Origin of the sequence: Gottfriedia acidiceleris, assembly GCF_036421055.1 — a bacterium.
In the GTDB taxonomy this organism is placed as follows: domain Bacteria; phylum Bacillota; class Bacilli; order Bacillales; family Bacillaceae_G; genus Gottfriedia; species Gottfriedia acidiceleris_C.
Window position 1 is genome coordinate 111,139 of sequence record NZ_JAZGQS010000001.1, and the last position, 19,996, is coordinate 131,134.

General features: G+C 33.1%; 15 protein-coding genes. All 15 read left to right on the top strand.

What is annotated here, in order from left to right:
• Positions 1 to 16 precede the first annotated feature (16 nt).
• Positions 17 to 1,276 carry a competence/damage-inducible protein A gene (locus RAH41_RS00495; RefSeq protein WP_331219805.1) on the top strand — a complete coding sequence of 420 codons (1,260 nt, stop codon included), beginning with the start codon at positions 17 to 19 and terminating at the stop codon, positions 1,274 to 1,276.
• A 249-nt stretch (positions 1,277 to 1,525) separates the two neighbouring features.
• Complete coding sequence (gene recA, locus RAH41_RS00500; RefSeq protein ID WP_098848311.1) at positions 1,526 to 2,569, top strand: recombinase RecA; 1,044 nt, start codon at positions 1,526 to 1,528, stop codon at positions 2,567 to 2,569.
• A 413-nt stretch (positions 2,570 to 2,982) separates the two neighbouring features.
• Positions 2,983 to 4,554, top strand: a complete 1,572-nt coding sequence (rny, locus tag RAH41_RS00505) for a ribonuclease Y (RefSeq protein WP_069034493.1) — start codon at positions 2,983 to 2,985, stop codon at positions 4,552 to 4,554.
• A 215-nt stretch (positions 4,555 to 4,769) separates the two neighbouring features.
• Positions 4,770 to 5,561 (top strand): TIGR00282 family metallophosphoesterase, encoded by a 792-nt coding sequence (locus RAH41_RS00510; protein ID WP_069034492.1) that lies wholly within the window; start codon positions 4,770 to 4,772, stop codon positions 5,559 to 5,561.
• 126 nt (positions 5,562 to 5,687) lie between these two features.
• Positions 5,688 to 5,948, top strand: a complete 261-nt coding sequence (spoVS, locus tag RAH41_RS00515; protein WP_044893696.1) for a stage V sporulation protein SpoVS — start codon at positions 5,688 to 5,690, stop codon at positions 5,946 to 5,948.
• 238 nt (positions 5,949 to 6,186) lie between these two features.
• Complete coding sequence (locus RAH41_RS00520) at positions 6,187 to 7,113, top strand: dipeptidase (RefSeq protein ID WP_331219815.1); 927 nt, start codon at positions 6,187 to 6,189, stop codon at positions 7,111 to 7,113.
• Between the two features lie 230 nt (positions 7,114 to 7,343).
• Entirely contained in the window at positions 7,344 to 9,101 is a 1,758-nt protein-coding gene (locus RAH41_RS00525; RefSeq protein ID WP_129689078.1) for a 2-oxoacid:acceptor oxidoreductase subunit alpha, read from the top strand.
• Complete coding sequence (locus RAH41_RS00530) at positions 9,088 to 9,954, top strand: 2-oxoacid:ferredoxin oxidoreductase subunit beta (RefSeq protein ID WP_331219820.1); 867 nt, start codon at positions 9,088 to 9,090, stop codon at positions 9,952 to 9,954. Before RAH41_RS00525 ends, RAH41_RS00530 begins: the two co-directional genes overlap by 14 nt.
• Positions 9,955 to 10,084: 130 nt before the next feature.
• The gene (locus RAH41_RS00535) at positions 10,085 to 10,627 is read left to right on the top strand and encodes a GNAT family N-acetyltransferase (protein ID WP_331219821.1); all 543 of its coding nucleotides are present in this window, start codon (positions 10,085 to 10,087) and stop codon (positions 10,625 to 10,627) included.
• Between the two features lie 291 nt (positions 10,628 to 10,918).
• Positions 10,919 to 11,869, top strand: a complete 951-nt coding sequence (mraY, locus tag RAH41_RS00540; RefSeq protein ID WP_331219823.1) for a phospho-N-acetylmuramoyl-pentapeptide-transferase — start codon at positions 10,919 to 10,921, stop codon at positions 11,867 to 11,869.
• A 326-nt stretch (positions 11,870 to 12,195) separates the two neighbouring features.
• Positions 12,196 to 13,725: a tRNA (N6-isopentenyl adenosine(37)-C2)-methylthiotransferase MiaB gene (miaB, locus tag RAH41_RS00545; RefSeq protein WP_331219824.1), complete on the top strand. Its 1,530-nt coding sequence runs from the start codon at positions 12,196 to 12,198 to the stop codon at positions 13,723 to 13,725.
• The gene (locus RAH41_RS00550) at positions 13,725 to 14,171 is read left to right on the top strand and encodes a RicAFT regulatory complex protein RicA family protein (protein WP_088012874.1); all 447 of its coding nucleotides are present in this window, start codon (positions 13,725 to 13,727) and stop codon (positions 14,169 to 14,171) included. Before miaB ends, RAH41_RS00550 begins: the two co-directional genes overlap by 1 nt.
• Before the next feature lie 271 nt (positions 14,172 to 14,442).
• Positions 14,443 to 14,991 (top strand): outer spore coat protein CotE, encoded by a 549-nt coding sequence (gene cotE, locus RAH41_RS00555; RefSeq protein WP_331219825.1) that lies wholly within the window; start codon positions 14,443 to 14,445, stop codon positions 14,989 to 14,991.
• A gap of 153 nt (positions 14,992 to 15,144) precedes the next feature.
• Positions 15,145 to 17,787 carry a DNA mismatch repair protein MutS gene (mutS, locus tag RAH41_RS00560; RefSeq protein WP_331219826.1) on the top strand — a complete coding sequence of 881 codons (2,643 nt, stop codon included), beginning with the start codon at positions 15,145 to 15,147 and terminating at the stop codon, positions 17,785 to 17,787.
• Between the two features lie 113 nt (positions 17,788 to 17,900).
• A complete protein-coding gene (gene mutL / locus RAH41_RS00565; RefSeq protein WP_331219829.1) occupies positions 17,901 to 19,838 on the top strand; it encodes a DNA mismatch repair endonuclease MutL in 1,938 nt (645 codons plus the stop codon).
• The last annotated feature ends 158 nt before the right edge of the window (positions 19,839 to 19,996 follow it).

The following is a 19,996-nucleotide window of genomic DNA, read 5'->3' on the forward strand; positions in this document are numbered from 1 at the left end:
TATAGGGGGAAATGATATGAAGCGTGCTGAAATCATCGCAGTAGGTACTGAGCTACTTTTAGGCCAAATTGCAAATACAAATGCTCAATTTTTAGCTAAACATTTATCTGCCTTAGGATATCACCATCATTTCCAAACAGTTGTAGGAGACAATGCAAAACGACTTAAAAGTGCATTAGAAATTGCTTCATCAAGAAGTGATTTAATTATCTTAACTGGTGGACTTGGTCCAACAAAGGATGATTTAACGAAGGAAGTTGTCGCAGAATATGTTCAAGAGTCACTTGTTTACCATGATCAATCACTAGCGTATATTGAACAATATTTTATTAAAGTTAATCGACCAATGACTGAAAATAATAAAAAACAAGCATTAGTCATTAATAATGCACATGTTTTATTGAATAAAAACGGTATGGCACCTGGAATGGTTTATGAAGCGAAAAATAAACAATTTGTATTATTACCAGGACCACCTAAAGAAATGATTCCGATGGTTGAAAAAGAACTAATTCCATATTTTTTAAAAGGTAAGGAAGCAAGTACGATTATTTCGAAAGAGCTTAAGTTTTTTGGCATCGGGGAATCGATTTTAGAAACTGAAATTCTTGATTTACTCGAAAATCAATCAAATCCAACAATTGCTCCTTTAGCTAGTGAGGGAGAAGTAATGCTTCGAGTTACTGCAAGTGCTAGTAATGAACAAGAGGCAGAAAAACTAATTGAACAAGCTGAAGAACAAATACGTGAACGTGTTGGGCAGTTTATATATGGTACAAATAATGAAAACTTATTTACAGTTTTATCAAGAAAGTTAAAAGATTTTAAACTAACAATTTCTGCAGCTGAAAGTTTAACTGGAGGTCTATTCAGTAAAAGAGTGACAGATATTCCTGGGAACTCGTCTATTTTTAAAGGTAGCGTTGTTTGTTATTCTAATGAAATGAAACAAAACCTTTTAAATGTTCCATCAGACATTCTTAATAAAAATGGTGCAGTAAGTGCAGAGTGTGCAAAATCACTAGTTGAAAATATTCAAAGATTAACAGGTAGTATTATTTCAATTAGTTTTACTGGTGAAGCAGGACCTTCTACATTAGAAGATGTGCCGGTAGGGAAAGTGTTTATCGGTATAAAAATTGGTGAATCTGATTCAATTGTAAAAGAGTTTCAATTCAGTGGTACTAGAGAACAAATAAGATTATCAAGTGTCAAAAATGGCGCGAACTTGTTGATTAAATTAATAAATTCAAGTTTTGAAAGTCAAGACTTATAAAATGAAATAGAATATTTTATAATATAAAAGCTCGGTTAATTTAGCCGAGTTTTTTAATTTTATAGTTTCGATATTAATAAAAATCTAGTTTTATAGACCGAAAAATACGAAACAAGCGTTTCTATTCTTTAAAAATTTAGTTTAAATACGAAAAATATCGAATAAACGTTCTATTTTTTTGTTGGCAAACGAACAAAAAACAGTTATTATATAGTTAAGAGATAAACGAATCCTGAAGGAGGAATCTAAATGAGTGATCGTCAAGCTGCATTAGATATGGCTTTAAAACAAATCGAGAAACAATTCGGTAAAGGTTCAATTATGAAACTTGGAGAACAAACTGACCGCCAAATTTCAACTATTTCTAGTGGATCGTTAGCACTAGATGTAGCATTAGGTGTAGGTGGATATCCAAGAGGACGAATTATCGAAGTATATGGTCCTGAAAGTTCAGGTAAAACAACTGTAGCTTTACATGCAATCGCTGAAGTTCAAGCAAATGGAGGACAAGCGGCGTTTATAGATGCTGAGCATGCATTAGATCCGGTTTATGCTCAAAAATTAGGTGTAAACATTGATGAGTTATTATTATCTCAACCAGATACAGGTGAACAAGCACTTGAAATCGCTGAAGCATTAGTACGTAGTGGAGCAATTGATATTATCGTAATCGATTCAGTAGCTGCATTAGTTCCAAAAGCTGAAATTGAAGGTGAGATGGGTGATGCTCACGTAGGTTTACAAGCACGTTTAATGTCTCAAGCATTACGTAAACTTTCTGGTGCAATTAATAAGTCAAAAACAATCGCAATCTTCATTAACCAAATTCGTGAAAAAGTTGGAGTTATGTTTGGTAATCCTGAAACGACTCCAGGTGGACGTGCGTTAAAATTCTATTCTACAATTCGTTTAGAAGTACGTCGTGCTGAACAGTTAAAACAAGGTAATGATATTGTAGGTAACAAAACAAAGATTAAAGTAGTTAAAAATAAAGTAGCACCACCATTTAGACAAGCAGATGTAGACATTATGTATGGAGAAGGTATTTCTAAAGAAGGAGAAATTCTTGATATTGGATCTGATTTAGATATCGTTCTTAAAAGTGGAGCATGGTATTCTTACAATGAAGAGCGTCTTGGACAAGGCCGTGAGAATGCTAAGCAATTCTTAAAAGAAAATAAAGAAATACGTGATACGATTAAACAATCAATCCGTCTTCACCATGGTTTAGATAACCCTGTTACTGTAACAGAAACAGATGATGAAGAACAATTCTCTTTATTAAATGAGTAATCATAAGTTAGTTTAAAACGACAGAAAAAATGCGGGCGCTTATTAAAAGTGCTTGCATTTTTTTATATGATCATTTCATTCTTTTATATTTATTAGTTGGTTTTTATAGATGAAAAATTCGATCAATTAACTTACTAATCAGATCTTAATAAAAAAATTAATGAATAAAATTTAGATTCTCATGTATGAAATCTAGTAAAAATGTAATAAATATTGATAAATCAAGTAAGTAAGCGATTTACAAGGCTTGACATCATTTGGTAAGAGATTTAATATTTAAGTGTATATTCTAAAAAAATATTACTATTTTGTGAAAAATTGAATTGAAGTGTGCTGTATGTTGATGCAATTATTTATACAATATAACAGCCGACAAAAATGAAACTAACTAAATAGCAAGAGGAGGTGAAATCATGGGTGCAAATACTATAATTTTGATCATCTTCGCATTGCTTGCCACATTCGGAGTCGGTTATGCTGTCGGATTTTTTGTCCGTAAGTCCATTGCAGAAGCTAAAATAAATGGCGCAACTAATCATGCAAATCAAATTATTGAAGATGCAAAACGTGATTCAGAAACAATTAAAAAAGAAGCTTTATTGGAAGCAAAGGACGAAATTTTCAAAATTCGTACAGATGCAGAGAACGAAATTCGAGACCGTCGTAGTGAACTACAAAAGTCAGAAAATCGTTTAATGCAAAAAGAAGAGAACTTAGATCGTAAAGATGATGGACTTTCAAAACGTGAGTCTGTTCTTGAGAGAAAAGAGGAATCTCTTGTTTTAAAACAACAGCAGATAGAAGAAATGGAAAGCAAGATAGAAGCATTAATTGCTGCTCAACAAGAAGAGTTAGAGAGAATTTCTAGCTTAAATCGTGAAGAAGCAAGACAATTAATACTTACTAAAGTCGAAAATGAATTATCCCATGAAACAGCAATACTAGTAAAAGAAACAGAAGCTCGAGCAAAAGAAGAAGCAGATAAGAAAGCAAAAGATATTTTATCATTAGCAATCCAGCGATGTGCTGCAGATCATGTTGCTGAAACAACTGTTTCAGTTGTAAATCTTCCAAATGATGAAATGAAAGGTCGTATTATTGGCCGTGAAGGACGAAATATACGTACTTTAGAAACGTTAACTGGTATAGATTTAATTATTGATGATACGCCTGAAGCTGTAATATTATCAGGTTTTGATCCAATTCGTCGTGAAACTGCACGAATTGCACTAGATAAATTAGTACAAGATGGTCGTATCCATCCTGCACGAATTGAAGAAATGGTTGAAAAATCAAGACGAGAAGTAGATGAGTACATACGTGAAGTCGGTGAACAAACTACTTTTGAAGTTGGTGTTCATGGAATTCACCCTGACTTAATTAAAATATTAGGTCGTCTGAAATTTAGAACTAGTTATGGTCAAAATGTGTTAAAGCATTCGATGGAAGTAGCGAACTTAGCTGGACTTATGGCTGCTGAACTTGGTGAGGATACAAAACTTGCAAAACGTGCAGGTTTACTTCACGATATTGGTAAAGCAATTGACCATGAGGTAGAAGGAAGTCACGTTGAAATCGGTGTCGAATTAGCAACGAAATATAAAGAACATCCAGTAGTTATCAATAGTATTGCATCTCATCATGGAGATGCTGCGCCGACTTCAATCATTGCGGTTCTTGTAGCTGCTGCAGATGCATTATCTGCTGCTAGACCAGGAGCACGTAGCGAAACATTAGAAAACTATATTCGTCGTTTAGAAAAGCTTGAAGAGATTTCTGAATCATACGAAGGTGTAGAAAAATCATTCGCTATTCAAGCAGGCCGTGAAGTACGTATCATGGTAAAACCTGATACAATTGATGATTTACAAGCTCATAGATTAGCGAGAGATATTAGAAAACGGATTGAAGATGAACTGGATTATCCAGGCCATATAAAAGTTACGGTTATTCGTGAAACTCGAGCTGTCGAGTATGCAAAATAAAGTGGTATATGCCACTTTATTTTCTTTTTTGTAACAAAATAAAGTAATTTTAAAAATAGAGCTCCAACTAATACATATCTGAAGTTAATCTTAGTTGAATGGCATAGATGAAAGATTCAGATTGTGCTAGTATGGGGCTTTTCGTATTTTTGGGTAATCTAAAAGTAAAATCAATGCTGTGAATTAACAGTGGCAAGTTGGAAGGATGTAACGAAATGAGAATAATGTTTATAGGCGATGTAGTGGGTTCAAATGGTAGGGCAATGGTAAAGGCTAATATCCAAGCTTTAAAAAGGAAATATAATCCTTCAGTAACGATTATAAATGGTGAAAATGCTGCACATGGTAAAGGAATAACGGAAAAAATTTACCGCGAATTTTTAGAATTAGGTGCTCAAGCAGTAACACTTGGTAACCATGCATGGGATAAAAAGGATATTTTTGAATTTATTGATCAAGCAAAGTACTTAGTTAGACCAGCTAATTTTCCAGAAGGTACACCTGGTAATGGATTAGTATTTTTAAATTTTAATGATGTTGAAATAGCCGTTATAAATCTACAAGGTAGAACATTTTTACCACCACTTGATTGTCCTTTTAAAAAAGCTGATGAACTAATAAAAATCGCTAAAAAACGAACGAACATCATTTTTGTTGATTTTCATGCTGAAGCAACAAGTGAAAAAATTGCAATGGGCTGGTATTTGGATGGAAGAGTAACAGCGGTTGTTGGTACACATACACATGTTCAAACGGCTGATGAGCGAGTTTTACCTGCGGGTACAGCGTTTATTACGGATGTTGGAATGACTGGTCCATATGATGGGATTCTAGGCGTTACGAAAGAAGCTGTTATTAAAAAATTCCTAACAAACTTACCAGTTAGATTCGAAGTAGACGAAGGTAGAGGTCAGTTAAGTGGTGTGATTATCGAATTAGACAAACAAACTGGGCTAGCAAAATCTATAAAAAGAATACAAATAAATGATGATCATCAGGAGCTTTAAGACTAATTAAAAGAATTGTGAAAATTTTTAAAAAACTTTTAAATATTTGCAGGAATAACTTCTTGTTACCGAGAATAGTTTTTATTGTACACAATAATAGCTTTGTAAGTACAAGGAGGATCAGGAATGGAAATATTAAAAGTTTCAGCAAAGTCAAACCCTAATTCTGTAGCAGGAGCACTTGCAGGTGTATTGAGAGAGCGTGGATCAGCAGAAATTCAAGCAATTGGTGCTGGCGCGTTAAACCAAGCTGTAAAAGCAGTTGCAATTGCAAGAGGATTCGTTGCACCAAGTGGAGTAGACCTTATTTGTATCCCTGCATTTACAGATATTCAAATCGATGGGGAAGAGCGTACAGCGATAAAATTAATCGTAGAGCCTCGTTAATAATAACAACCTGTTAGCCTAAAGCGACAGGTTGTTTTATTTTTAATTCAAAAAAAGCTTAAGTAGAAGCGAGTAAGATTACGAAATATGTAATTAAAAAGTGGAGCTAAAACTTTATCTCTGACTTAAAGCTCGTCAGTCGACGAGTTTTTTTGCGTATAATTATAACTTTTAATATTGGATTTATTAATATGTTACACTAGTTTCAATAGTCAAAAAAATGGGAGGGTATTAATTTATGAAAGTTTTTGATGCTCATTGTGATGTATTAATGAAATTACTAGAAAAGCCTTCGATCAATTTTGAAAATGATGATTCACTACAAGTTTCAGTTAATCGATTAAAACAGGGGAATAGTAAAATACAATGTTATGCGATTTATATTCCCGAAAATGTACATAAACTAATCAAATTCGATGCAGCTCTTCAATGTGTTACACTTTTTTATGAAAAAGTAGCAACAGAGAATAATAATATAAAAGTAATTCGAACAAAAGAAGATGAAGTTGGATTAAAAAGTCACGAAATGGGTGCTATTTTGACGCTAGAGGGCTGTGATGCACTTTTAGGTGATATTAATCGCCTAAAGATATTACATCGTCTAGGAGTACGTAGTGTCGGTTTAGTATGGAATTATGCAAATGAAGCAGCAGATGGAATTCTTGAAGAAAGAAATGGGGGATTAACCAATTTTGGAAGAAGTGTAGTTCATTACTTAAATGAGCATAATATGTGGTGTGATCTTTCTCATTGTACTGAAGCCGCGTTTTGGGATGCATTTGAACAAGCAAAATATCCAACTGCGACTCATTCAAATGCTAAGGCAATTTGTAAACATCCAAGAAATTTAAACGATGATCAGCTAAAGGCTATGTTTAAAAGAGGTGCAATTGTAGGAATTAATTTCTATCCTACTTTTTTAGTAGATGAAGGTATCGCAAATATTTCAGATATTCTTAAACATATCGATTATATGTGCTCTCTAGGTGGAGAAAAATTTATTGCGATGGGATCAGATTTTGATGGAATCGATACGCATCCAACCAATTTACATCACGTAGGACTTTATCAAAATTTAACAAATGAATTGCTTAAACACTATACAGAACAACAGGTTAAAGGCTTTATGTATGAGAATTATTCATCATATATACATTACAAATAACACGTTACTTGTTCAGAATAATAAAAATATAAAAATTAAAGGAATAATTTCTTTCAAAATCATTGATTTTTTTGGTTAATAGGTCTAGAATTGAAAGCGAATTAACTCATATCAAAAGATATGTTTTAAATCGCTTTCATTCTTTTATAATAAAATGAATGATATGCAAAAAAATTATCCATTTATAATTTAATTTATTACGAATGAGGGCATTCAAAGGGGTGTAGGAAATGATTGAACAACTTTCGTGGAAAGTTGGAGGACAACAGGGTGAAGGTATCGAAAGTACAGGTGAGATTTTTGCAATTGCGTTAAACCGTTTAGGTTACTATTTATACGGATATCGTCATTTCTCTTCTCGTATTAAAGGTGGTCACACTAATAACAAAATTCGTGTAAGTACAACTGAAGTTCGTGCAATTTCAGATGACTTAGATATTTTAGTAGCATTTGACCAAGAAACAATCGATGTAAACTTTTATGAATTACGCAAAGGCGGTATCGTAATTGCTGATGCTAAATTTAATCCGACAATTCCAGATTCAACTGACGTAACACTTTATTCAATTCCATTTACAGAACTAGCTACTGAACTAGGTACTTCATTAATGAAGAACATGGTTGCAGTTGGAGCTTCAAGTGCGATTTTAGGTCTATCAATTGAAGTTTTCAGAGAAGTTGTAGATGAAATTTTTGGTAAAAAAGGTCAACAAATTGTTGAGAAAAACATAGAAGCAATCGCACGTGGAGCAGAAGAAATGAGAGAAATGCTTGGCGTGAATGTAAATAAAATGCAATTATCAGAAGCTGATGGTAAAAAACGTATGTTCCTAATCGGTAACGATGCAATCGCAATGGGTGCATTAGCTGGTGGTTCTCGTTTTATGGCAGCGTATCCAATTACGCCAGCATCTGAAATTATGGAATACTTAATCAAAAAATTACCTCAGTATGGTGGAGCAGTTATTCAAACTGAAGACGAAATCGCTGCATGTACAATGGCAATCGGTGCTAACTATGCTGGTGTTCGTACATTAACATCATCTGCAGGTCCTGGTCTTTCATTAATGATGGAAGCAATCGGTCTTTCTGGTATGACTGAGGTTCCTTTAGTAATCGTTGATACTCAACGTGGTGGTCCAAGTACTGGTCTTCCAACTAAACAAGAGCAATCAGACTTAATGGCTATGATCTACGGAACTCACGGTGAAATTCCGAAAGTAGTAATCGCTCCAAGTACAGTAGAAGAAGGATTCTACGATATGGTGGAAGCGTTTAACGTAGCTGAAGAATTCCAAGTACCTGTAATCGTAATTACTGACTTACAACTTTCTTTAGGTAAACAAACTGTTGAGCCACTTCAATTTGAAAAAGTACAAATTCGCCGTGGTAAGTTTGATTACAAACAAGAATTACCTGTATCTGAAAACAAAGAGTACTTCAAACGTTATGAAGTGACTGAAGATGGCGTTTCTCCTCGTGTAGTACCAGGTATGAAAGGTGGAATTCACCACGTAACTGGTGTTGAGCATGATGAAATGGGTAAACCATCAGAATCACCAATTAACCGTAATCAACAAATGGATAAACGTATGCGCAAGTTAAATAACCTAAAATTCCCTAACCCAGTGTTAGTGAACTCTAAACACGACGATGCTGATGTATTACTAGTTGGTTTCAACTCAACTCGTGGTGCAATTGAAGAAGCAATGGTTCGTTTAGAGCAAGATGGTATCAAAGTTAACCATGCTCATATCCGTCTAATTCACCCATTCCCAACAAACGAATTAATGCCTGAGCTTAAAAAAGCTAAACGTGTAATCGTTGTTGAAAATAATGCTACTGGTCAATTAGCAAGCATTATTAAAATGAATTGTGGTCATGCAGAAAAGATTTCAAGCTTACTAAAATATGATGGAAATCCTTTCTTACCAAAAGAAATTTACAATACTTGCAAGGAAGGAGTTGTTCTAAATGGCAACATTTAAAGAATTTCGTAATAATATTAAACCAAACTGGTGCCCAGGATGTGGAGACTTCTCTGTACAAGCATCTATTCAACGTGCAGCAGCAAATGTTGGTTTAGAACCTGATAATCTTGCAGTAATTTCTGGTATTGGATGTTCTGGTCGTATTTCTGGATATATTAACTCTTACGGTTTACATGGTATCCATGGTCGTTCTCTTCCAATTGCACAAGGCGTAAAAATGGCTAACCGTGATCTAACTGTTATCGCTTCTGGTGGTGACGGTGATGGTTTCGCAATCGGTTTAGGTCATACAATCCATGCAATTCGTCGTAACATCGACATTACGTATATCGTAATGGATAACCAAATTTATGGTCTTACAAAAGGTCAAACATCACCTCGTAGTGATGTAGGATTCAAAACTAAGAGTACGCCACAAGGTTCTGTTGAATCTGCACTTTCAGTAATGGAAATGGCATTAACAGCTGGTGGAACATTCGTAGCTCAAAGTTTCTCAAGTGATTTAAAAGAATTAACTTCATTAATTGAGCAAGGTATTAACCACAAAGGTTTCTCTTTAATTAACGTATTCAGCCCATGTGTAACTTACAATAAAGTAAACACTTATGACTGGTTTAAAGAAAATCTTGTTAAACTTTCTGATATTGAAGGATATGATCCATCAAACAAAGAAATGGCTATGCAAACATTAATGCAAAATAAAGGTTTAGTAACTGGTCTTATCTACCAAAACAAAGAGCAAAAATCATACCAACAATTGATTTCTGGTTACAGCGAAGCACCATTAGTTGAATCAGAACTTCAATTAGAAAAAGCACAATTCGAAAAATTAGTTGCTGAATTCATGTAATAATTAGAAAAACTCCTCATTTTGAGGAGTTTTTTTATTTTATATCTTAAATATAGACGAGCAAAACAATATATATGAAGGATACTGCCATTTGACGTTGAAGTAATTTATAGTTAGGAGGGTTTAGAGGATGAATATTAAAATCAGGAGACCGAGAATAGAGGATATGAAAGAGTTAAATCATTTTTTTAAAATAGTGATTACTGACACTTTTACAAAAGAAGGTATTAGTAATCAGGTGGAAAGTTTGAATGAAGAAATCGAAACAAAAAGTAAATATTTAGAAAATGATTTTGAAAGTAAAGGAGAGGAACGATATTTTTTAATTGCTCTAGATAACAAAAAGATTATAGGTTCAATTGAATATGGTCCAGCTAGTAATCTTATTTTAAATTGTACAAATTATGCATTAAAAGGGCTGCCTGAGATCGGTACTGTATTTGTACATCCGGATTATCAAAAAAATGGAATCGGAAATTTATTATTAAAGAATATGTACGCCACTTTACAGAATAAAGGGATAGAAGAATTTTGTTTAGATAGTGGCTATCGTAATGCCCAAAAAATATGGAAAAAGAAATTTGGAGCACCCGATTATTTATTAAAGGACTATTGGGAAGAGGGATCTGATCATATGATTTGGAAAATTAAAGTAAGCGATCTATTAATATAGTAATATTAATAGATTTTTACATTTTATAAAGTACTTAACGATGGCATATACGGAGTGAACCCTTTATTTGCGATTCCAATAGTCTATTTGCAACCTAAAAAATTATTTATCACTTTTCAGATATTCTAAAGAATATTCCCCATGTCACAGAAGTTTTCTATTTTGGACACCCTCCTTTTTAATGACAAAGAACTACTTAAATTAATTCATAAATTAAAAAATAAGCAAATAAAGGAAATCGCTTCATCGTATCGAATTTCTTAATTAAAAATAATTGAAAGGAGAAAAAATTTGTTATCCTCACTCGTACCTGCTTTCATTACTTTTATTTTAGTAAGTATCCTTTCCCCTTTTTTAATTGCTACGTTAAGAAGATTGAAGTTGACTCAACCGATAAGAGCGGAATTACCAGCTGAACACCATAATAAAAAGGGCACTCCTTTAATGCTTGGAAGTATATTTTTAATTGGTACTTTAGTAGCTTTCCTTAATTATTCAAGTTCCCTCATGCTTTTTTTAGTTGGAACTTTTATTTTATTCAGTGTTGTTGGTTTTCTTGATGACTTTTGGAAAGCATCAAAACAGGATCCTGGAGGCATTTCAGCTAAAACAAAATTAGTTTTTCAATTTTCTTTTACTATTTTTTTACTTATTGTATTAATTAACTTTTTTGAAGTAGACACAACCTTTCGGATTTCAGATTCTATCAAAATCTTTTTACCATTATGGGTTTATTTGGCCCTAATCACTTTATTTATTGTAGGAACGGCTAATGCTATTAACTTTACTGATGGGATGGACGGTCTGCTTGGTATGGTATCAATCCCTACCTTTTTTTTCTTTTTTCTGATTTCAGATCATATTGAAGTGAAAATTTTTAGTCTCATAATGATTGCTAGTCTAGCTGGTTTTTTAATTTATAACTTATATCCAGCTAAGGCCTTTATGGGCGATACAGGTTCAATGGCAATTGGTGGTTCTTTATCTTTTTTAGCGATTATTGAAAAAGTAGAAATCTTGATACCAATGTTGTTTTTTATTTATTTAGCTGAACAGTTTTCCGTTATTTTTCAAGTTTTCTACTTTAAAAGAACAAGAAAAAGATTATTTCTTATGGCTCCTATCCATTTTCACTATGGAATGAAATATGGCTGGTCAGAAAATATAATCGTCATGAATTTTACGATTGTTTCCTGGACAGGTTGTTTCTTGAGCTACATCTATTTTTATTTTTTTATGTAACTTATAAACACAAGTTACCATACTGAGAATGATTTAAGAGGATCCTTTGATGGATTCTCTTTTTATGTTGAAAAGGGGGCTTTTAAGACTTGGAGGCATAGTCCACGGTTCCAAGAGTGAGTACAATTGATTTGAAATGAAAATACTTCTATTAATAATTTAAGCGCTTTATTATATTAAGAATTGTTTTTTTTATAATAAATAAAATTATTCAAATATACTACTATTATCGGCTTTCTTTTTTGCGTAACGCACATTGTATATTGTAGAATAACGTTATATACTTAAGTAATGTGTGGACGCTCGAGAAGAAAGGAGATTGTTTCATGAATGAACAACAACGCCTTCAAGGCACTAATATAAATAATTCAAAAGATAAAAACGATAAAGATTATAGTAAATATTTTGAAAAAGTTTACCAAGCTCCATCTTTAGCTGATGCAAAGCGTCGAGGTAAAGAAGAAGTTACGTATGATCGTGGTTTCGAAATTCCTGAAGAAATGAGAAATTCAGGTGCAGGTAAGAAATTCTTAATCCGTACTTATGGCTGCCAAATGAATGAACATGACACAGAAGTTATGGCAGGGATTTTAACGACGATGGGTTATGAAGTAGCTACATCAGTTGAAGATGCTGATATTATTCTATTAAACACATGTGCAATTCGAGAAAATGCTGAAAATAAAGTGTTTGGTGAAATTGGTCACTTAAAACCGTTAAAACTTCAAAGACCAGATTTATTAATTGGTATTTGTGGTTGTATGTCACAAGAAGAAGCAGTTGTTAATCGAATTTTACAAAAACATTCATTTATAGATATGGTATTTGGTACACATAATATTCATAGATTACCATTTATTATTCAAGAAGCGATGTTTAGTAAAGAAATGGTTATTGAAGTATGGTCAAAAGAAGGGGATGTAATCGAGAACCTTCCAAAAGTGCGTCGTGGAGAAATTAAAGCTTGGGTTAATATTATGTATGGCTGTGATAAATTCTGTACGTACTGTATTGTTCCTTACACACGTGGTAAAGAACGTAGTCGTCAACCAGAGGATATCATCAATGAAGTACGTGAATTAGCTAGACTGGGCTATAAAGAAGTTACCTTATTAGGTCAAAATGTCAATGCTTATGGTAAAGACTTAGGTGATGGTAAATATGGATTAGGTCATTTAATGGATGAAATCCGTAAAATTGGTATCCCACGTGTTCGCTTTACAACAAGTCATCCACGTGATTTTGATGATCATTTAATAGAAGTTTTAGCAAAAGGTGGCAATTTAATGCCACATATTCATTTACCAGTTCAATCTGGTAGCTCGGAAGTTCTAAAACTAATGTCACGTAAATATGATCGTGAACAATACCTAGAACTTGTAAGAAAATTAAAAACAGCAATGCCACATATTTCATTTACAACAGATATCATTGTTGGATTCCCAAATGAAACTGATGAGCAATTTGAAGAAACGATGACATTATATGAAGAAGTTGGTTTTGATTTAGCATTTACATTTATTTATTCACCACGTGAAGGTACACCGGCTGCAAAAATGGTAGATAATGTACCAGAGAGTGTGAAAAAGGAAAGATTACAACGTCTTAACAAACTTGTAAATGAAAAATCTAATGAATTTAATAAACGTTTTGAAGGTCAAATACTTGAAGTATTAGTAGAAGGAGAAAGTAAGAAAAACCCTGATGTACTTGCTGGGTATACTCCTTATAATAAACTTGTTAACTTTAGAGGTCCTAAATCAATCGTTGGTCAAATTGTAAAAGTAAAAGTTACAAAAGCAAAAACTTGGTCATTAGATGGAGAATTAGTAGAAGAAACAGTAGAGGTGCTATAATGGGAAAATATACAAAAACTGATATCGTTGAACGTGCAAAAGAATTAGCAGTAATGATTTCTGAAACAGAAGAAGTAGACTTTTTTAAACGTGCTGAAGCACAAATTAACGAGAGTGAAACTGTAAGAGCTTATATTGAAGAAATTAAGTCATTACAAAAACAAGCAGTTAATTTAGAGCACTGGGGTAAGAAAGAAGCACTTAAAAAGGTTGAACAAGAGCTTGATGAATTAAATGAAAAATTAGAAACAATTCCAGTTGTACAAGAATTTCAATCTTCTCAAGTAGAAGTTAACGATTTACTTCAATTAATCGCTCACACGATCTCTAATGGTGTGACAGACGAAATCATTAAATCAACAGGTGGCAACTTATTAAGTGGTGAGACAGGTTCAAAAGTAGCACATGGACCTGATGCTTGCAAAACAGATAGCTGTAGCCATTAATAAAAAAGACTCAAGGAAGCAATTAATTTTGCTGCTTGGGTCTTTTTTTTATGTAGAGCTAATAAAGTAATTACTAAATAGCCTAAATATCATACTTTTCATGTTTATTTTTTAATTTCTTCAATTTAGAGTCAACTTTATTAGGCTGTCGTCATACAATTTATCATCACATGTTTTTTTAACTTGTATAAAAGAATTTTCATGTCATTAACACATTCCGCATATGTCACGCATAGAATGAAATGAAAATGGAACGAGGAGGGTCACACCTATGTCTGAACGCGAACATAGAGAGATTATAACGAAGGCAGTCGTAGGAAGAGGCAAGAAATATAACAAAGTCACACATACAATTACACCAAATCATACTCCATCAAGTATTTTAGGCTGCTGGGTTATAAACCATGTATATGATGCAAAAAAATGTAAAGATGGAGTAGAAGTATCCGGTAAATATGATATTAATATTTGGTACTCCTACGGTGATAATACGAAAACAGAAGTAGTTCCAGAGGCTGTTAAGTATCATGAAGTAGTAAAATTAAGACACAGGGATGAAAATTTTACTGGCGAAGATTGTGAAGTTATTGCTAGATCATTAAAACATCCAAATTGTTTAGATGCAATTATTTCTCCAAATGGTAATCGATTTATTGTAACAGTAGAGAAAGAAGTATTAGTTGAAGTTGTAGGTGAAACGAAAGTAGTCGTACTTGTTGCACCACATGGTATACACGACGACGATGACGATTTCTTTGATGTAGATGATGAGTTTGAAGATTTAGATCCAGATTTTGTTTTAGAGGGCGAAGAAGAGTAAGTTAGGCTAGGGAGGTGATACTTCCTAGCTTTTTTATTTTGCCATTCATAAACCAATCGAAAGTTTTCTTTTTCTTAACTTTCGAACTTTCTAAGCCTTTTCGCAAAATGTGATATAATATGCGAAGAATGTTTTTTGATGGAGAGGATACAAATGGCAACTTATACGCCAATGATCGAGCAATATTTAAATATAAAGAAAAATTACCAAGATGCATTTTTGTTTTTTAGACTTGGTGATTTTTATGAAATGTTTTTTGAGGATGCAATTAAGGCATCTCAAGTTTTAGAAATAACTTTAACCGGACGAGCAGGAGGAACTGATGAACGTATTCCAATGTGTGGAGTACCATTCCATTCTGCTGCTGGATATATAGAACAATTAGTTGAAAAAGGATATAAAGTAGCTATCTGTGAACAAGTCGAAGATCCAACGGTTGCAAAAGGAGTAGTTCGAAGAGAGGTTGTTCAGTTGATTACTCCAGGGACTCAAATGGAGGGGAGATCGATTGATGAAAAGCAAAATCATTATATCTCAACGTTATCAGAAGTAACACCAAGTTCATATGCTTTAGCTTGGATTGATTTGACGACTGGTGAGGGCAATGCGTTACTACTTAGTGGTTCAATTGAAGAAGCAGTTTTAAAAATTGCAGCAACTGGTACAAAAGAAGTTGTTGTAAATGAAGATTTTTCATCTAAAGCGATTCAAACATTAGAAAAAAGTTTTTCAATTACCGTTTCATTCGAGGAGAACGATCGATTATCAGAGGAGTTTACTAGTGTTGTAAAATCAATTGATAAAACTAGTTTAAAAACCACTGCCGCAAGATTATTAAATTATTTATCGAGAACGCAAAAACGAACGCTTTCTCATCTTCAAGAAATTGTCGTTATTCATCAACATGATTTCTTAAACATGGACATGTATTCGATGAGAAATCTTGAATTAGTTGAAACACAACGTTCAAAAAACAAGCAAGGTTCTTTAAATTGGTTATTAGATGAAACGAAAACAGCGATGGGTGGAAGATTACTAAAAAAATGGATCCAACGTCCACTAGTAAGTACTAAACAAATCGAGCAACGTTTGACGATTGTGGAATTACTAATGGAAAACTATTTTATACGTGAAGACCTGAAGGAACTATTAAAAGATGTATATGACCTAGAGCGCTTAGCTGGTAAAGTCTCATTTGGTAATGTAAATGCAAGAGATTTATTACAATTAAAACGTTCACTTCAAACAGTACCTTCAATTATTCATGCTTTAAAATCAATTCATCATGAAACGATCGATGAACTAATTCATCAAATCGATCCATGTGAAGAGCTTCAAATGCTTTTAGAGAATGCAATTATTGAAGATGCGCCATTATCGATTAAAGAAGGAAACATTATTAAAGATGGCTTCCATAAAACATTAGATGAATATCGATTTGTTAGTAAGAACGGTAAAAATTGGCTGATGGAATTAGAACAAAGAGAAAGAGAAATTACGGGGATTAAGTCCTTAAAAATTGGATACAATCGAATCTTCGGCTACTTTATCGAAGTAACTAGATCAAATATTAGTCAAATACCAGATGGTCGTTACGAACGTAAACAAACGCTAGCAAATGCAGAACGCTTTATAACTGAAGAGCTAAAAGAAAAAGAAACAATGATTCTTGAAGCGGAAGAAAAAATGATTGGATTGGAATATGAGTTATTTATTTCAATTCGAGAACAAGTAAAACAATACTTATCTAGACTTCAAACTTTAGGACAAGTAATTAGCCAAATTGATGTTTTACAAAGTTTTTCTGTTGTTAGTGAAAAAAATGGATACGTAAGACCAGTATTCACCGAGAAAAGAGAATATGTCGTGAAGAACGGTAGACATCCGGTAGTTGAAAAGGTACTTCTAGGTTCAGAATATATTCCTAATGATACAAATTTAGATGTTGATACTCATCAATTTTTAATTACAGGACCTAATATGGCTGGTAAAAGTACGTATATGAAACAAGTTGCATTAATAAGTATATTGGCTCAGATTGGATGCTATGTACCTGCTGAATATGCGAAATTACCTATTTTTGACCAAATTTTTACTAGAATTGGTGCTGCAGATGATTTGATTTCTGGACAGAGTACATTTATGGTCGAAATGTTAGAAGCTAATTATGCAATTACGAATGCAACAGAAAAAAGTTTAATTTTATTTGATGAAATTGGTAGAGGTACATCAACATATGATGGAATGGCTTTAGCACAAGCGATGATCGAATATATACATGATCATATCGGAGCAAAAACGCTTTTTTCCACTCACTATCATGAATTGACGGTACTGGCTAATCAACTAAAGTTTTTAAAAAATATTCACGTAGCAGCAAAAGAGCAAGATGGAAAAGTATTATTCCTTCATAAAATCTTTGAAGGTGCAGCGGATCAAAGCTACGGTATCCACGTTGCTGAGCTAGCAAATCTTCCGAAAGATGTAATTACTCGAGCAAAGGAATTATTAAATGATTTAGAATCAACTAATCATTCCTATGTTAAAGAGGAAATTGAAAATATAGAAAATGAGATTGTAACCATTCAAGTACCGAAAAAAGAAATTGTTCTTAAAAACGATAAAGAGGATGCTGAATCTCAGTTAAGCTTATTTGACGATCATCAACCGGTGGTTAAAGAAGTTGTTAAAAACCATCCAGTCATTGATCAATTAAAAGGAATAAATATACTAGAATTAAATCCTATGGAAGCATTTAATTTATTATATGAACTTCAAAAGCAAGTTAAAAAATAAAAGAAGGCCAATTGGCCTTTCTTTTTAATTAATAGTTAAAATTATGATAATAGCTAAATGTACTATACCTTTTTTTAATGATTAGAGCATTTATTTAGAGAGGAGGATCACTAATGTCGAAAATACAGAAGTTAGATGAGATTTTAGCCAATCAAATAGCAGCAGGAGAAGTTGTAGAACGTCCTGCATCAGTCGTTAAGGAATTACTTGAGAATGCAATTGATGCAATTAGTACACGTATTACAGTTGAAATTAACGACGGTGGACTCTCACGAATTTTTGTAAGTGATAATGGTGAAGGGATGACAAAGGAAGATAGTATCCTTGCATTTGAGCGCCATGCAACTAGTAAAATAAAAGATGAAAACGACTTATTTCGAATACGTACATTAGGCTTTCGAGGTGAAGCATTACCGAGTATTGCATCTGTTAGTTATGTTACAGTAAAAACATCAACTGAAGACGGACCTGGAATCGAAACAATTTTAAAAGGTGGCGTATTGCAATCCCAAAAAGAAATTGCGAAATCTAAAGGGACAAGTATTGAAGTTTCAAATTTATTTTTTAATACACCAGCTAGATTAAAATACATGAGAACAGTCCAAACAGAATTAAGTAATGTGACAGACGTTGTCTATCGTTTAGCATTAGCAAATCCACAAATCGCTTTTGATTTAAAACATAATGATAAATTAATGTTCCGTAGTAATGGAATTGGCGATGCAAGACAAATTCTTGCATCATTATACGGGCTTCAAATTGCTAAAAATATGGTTCATTTTAAAGGCGAGTCATTAGACTTTCAAATTGAAGGCTATTTATCAATGCCTGAATATACCAGAGCAACTAGAAATTATATTTCACTATATGTAAATGGAAGATATGTAAAACACTATGGCGTAAACAAATCAATTAGCGAAGGCTATCATACTTTGCTACCAATTGGCCGTTTTCCAATCGTTTCGTTATTTATTAAAATGGACCCTCAATTAGTCGATGTAAATGTTCATCCAACTAAACAAGAAGTTCGTTTTAGTAAAGAGGATCAATTATTTACATTAATTACTGAAAGTATAAAAAAAGTTTTTAGAGGTCGTTCTCTTATTCCTGAAATAACCCGAACAGCTCCAAAGGAAAAAGTATTTAGTGAACAATCTACATTTTCGTTTGAACATTCTTCTATAAAAGAAGATGTAGAAAAGAAATTACCTTTCTCGCTTCAAGAACGTTATAATTCGAATTATTCAGAAGAAACTAATGAAACAATTAGTGTAGAAAGTTCTATTGAATTCAATGATTCTACTCAAAATAACACATCAATTCCAACCGATTATGAGAGTCTTTATTTTGAAAAACATGAATCTAATAAAGACGCAGGTTATTCAAATTTAGTAAATGAGGACGACCAATCAAATATAGAAGAAACAGTCATTGTGAACGAAGAAGTATATGATGAGCAAAATATAGACCAACTTCCTCCTTTATACCCAATCGGTCAAATGCATGGAACTTATATTATTGCTCAGAATGAAAAAGGATTGTACTTAATTGACCAACATGCCGCACAGGAACGTGTTTACTATGAATATTTTAAGGAAAAAATAGGTGAAGTTGCATCGGAACTACAGACGTTATTAATTCCAATTACTTTTGATGTTTCACCGGAGCAAGCTATTTTGCTAGACCAATACCAAGATGAACTCCAAGAAGTCGGGCTATTTATCGAGAAGTTCGGATCGAATAGTTATGTCATTCGTGAACATCCAAGTTGGTTTCCAGAAGGGCAAGAGGATACATTAATTGATGAAATGATTCAAGAACTATTAAAACGCGGAACAATTAATATAAAAAAACTGCGTGAAGAAAAAGCCATCATGATGAGCTGTAAAGCATCGATAAAAGCAAATCAATATATAACAAACGATGAAATTTTTAATCTATTAGAATCGTTGAGAAAATCAAGCAATCCATTTACATGTCCTCACGGTCGACCAATTGTTATTCATTTTAGTTCATATGAGTTAGAGAAAATGTTTAAGCGTGTTATGTAATATCTGAATTTTAAAGTGCTGTTACCCCATTAATCAGGTTAACTGAATTTAGGGAAACAGCACGTTTTTAATATGCTAAATTCAACTAATTGATGGGGGGCTGATCTATGCATTTTGAGTCGGTTCTTTTATAAATTTTAGTTGAGGTTTATCTGTTT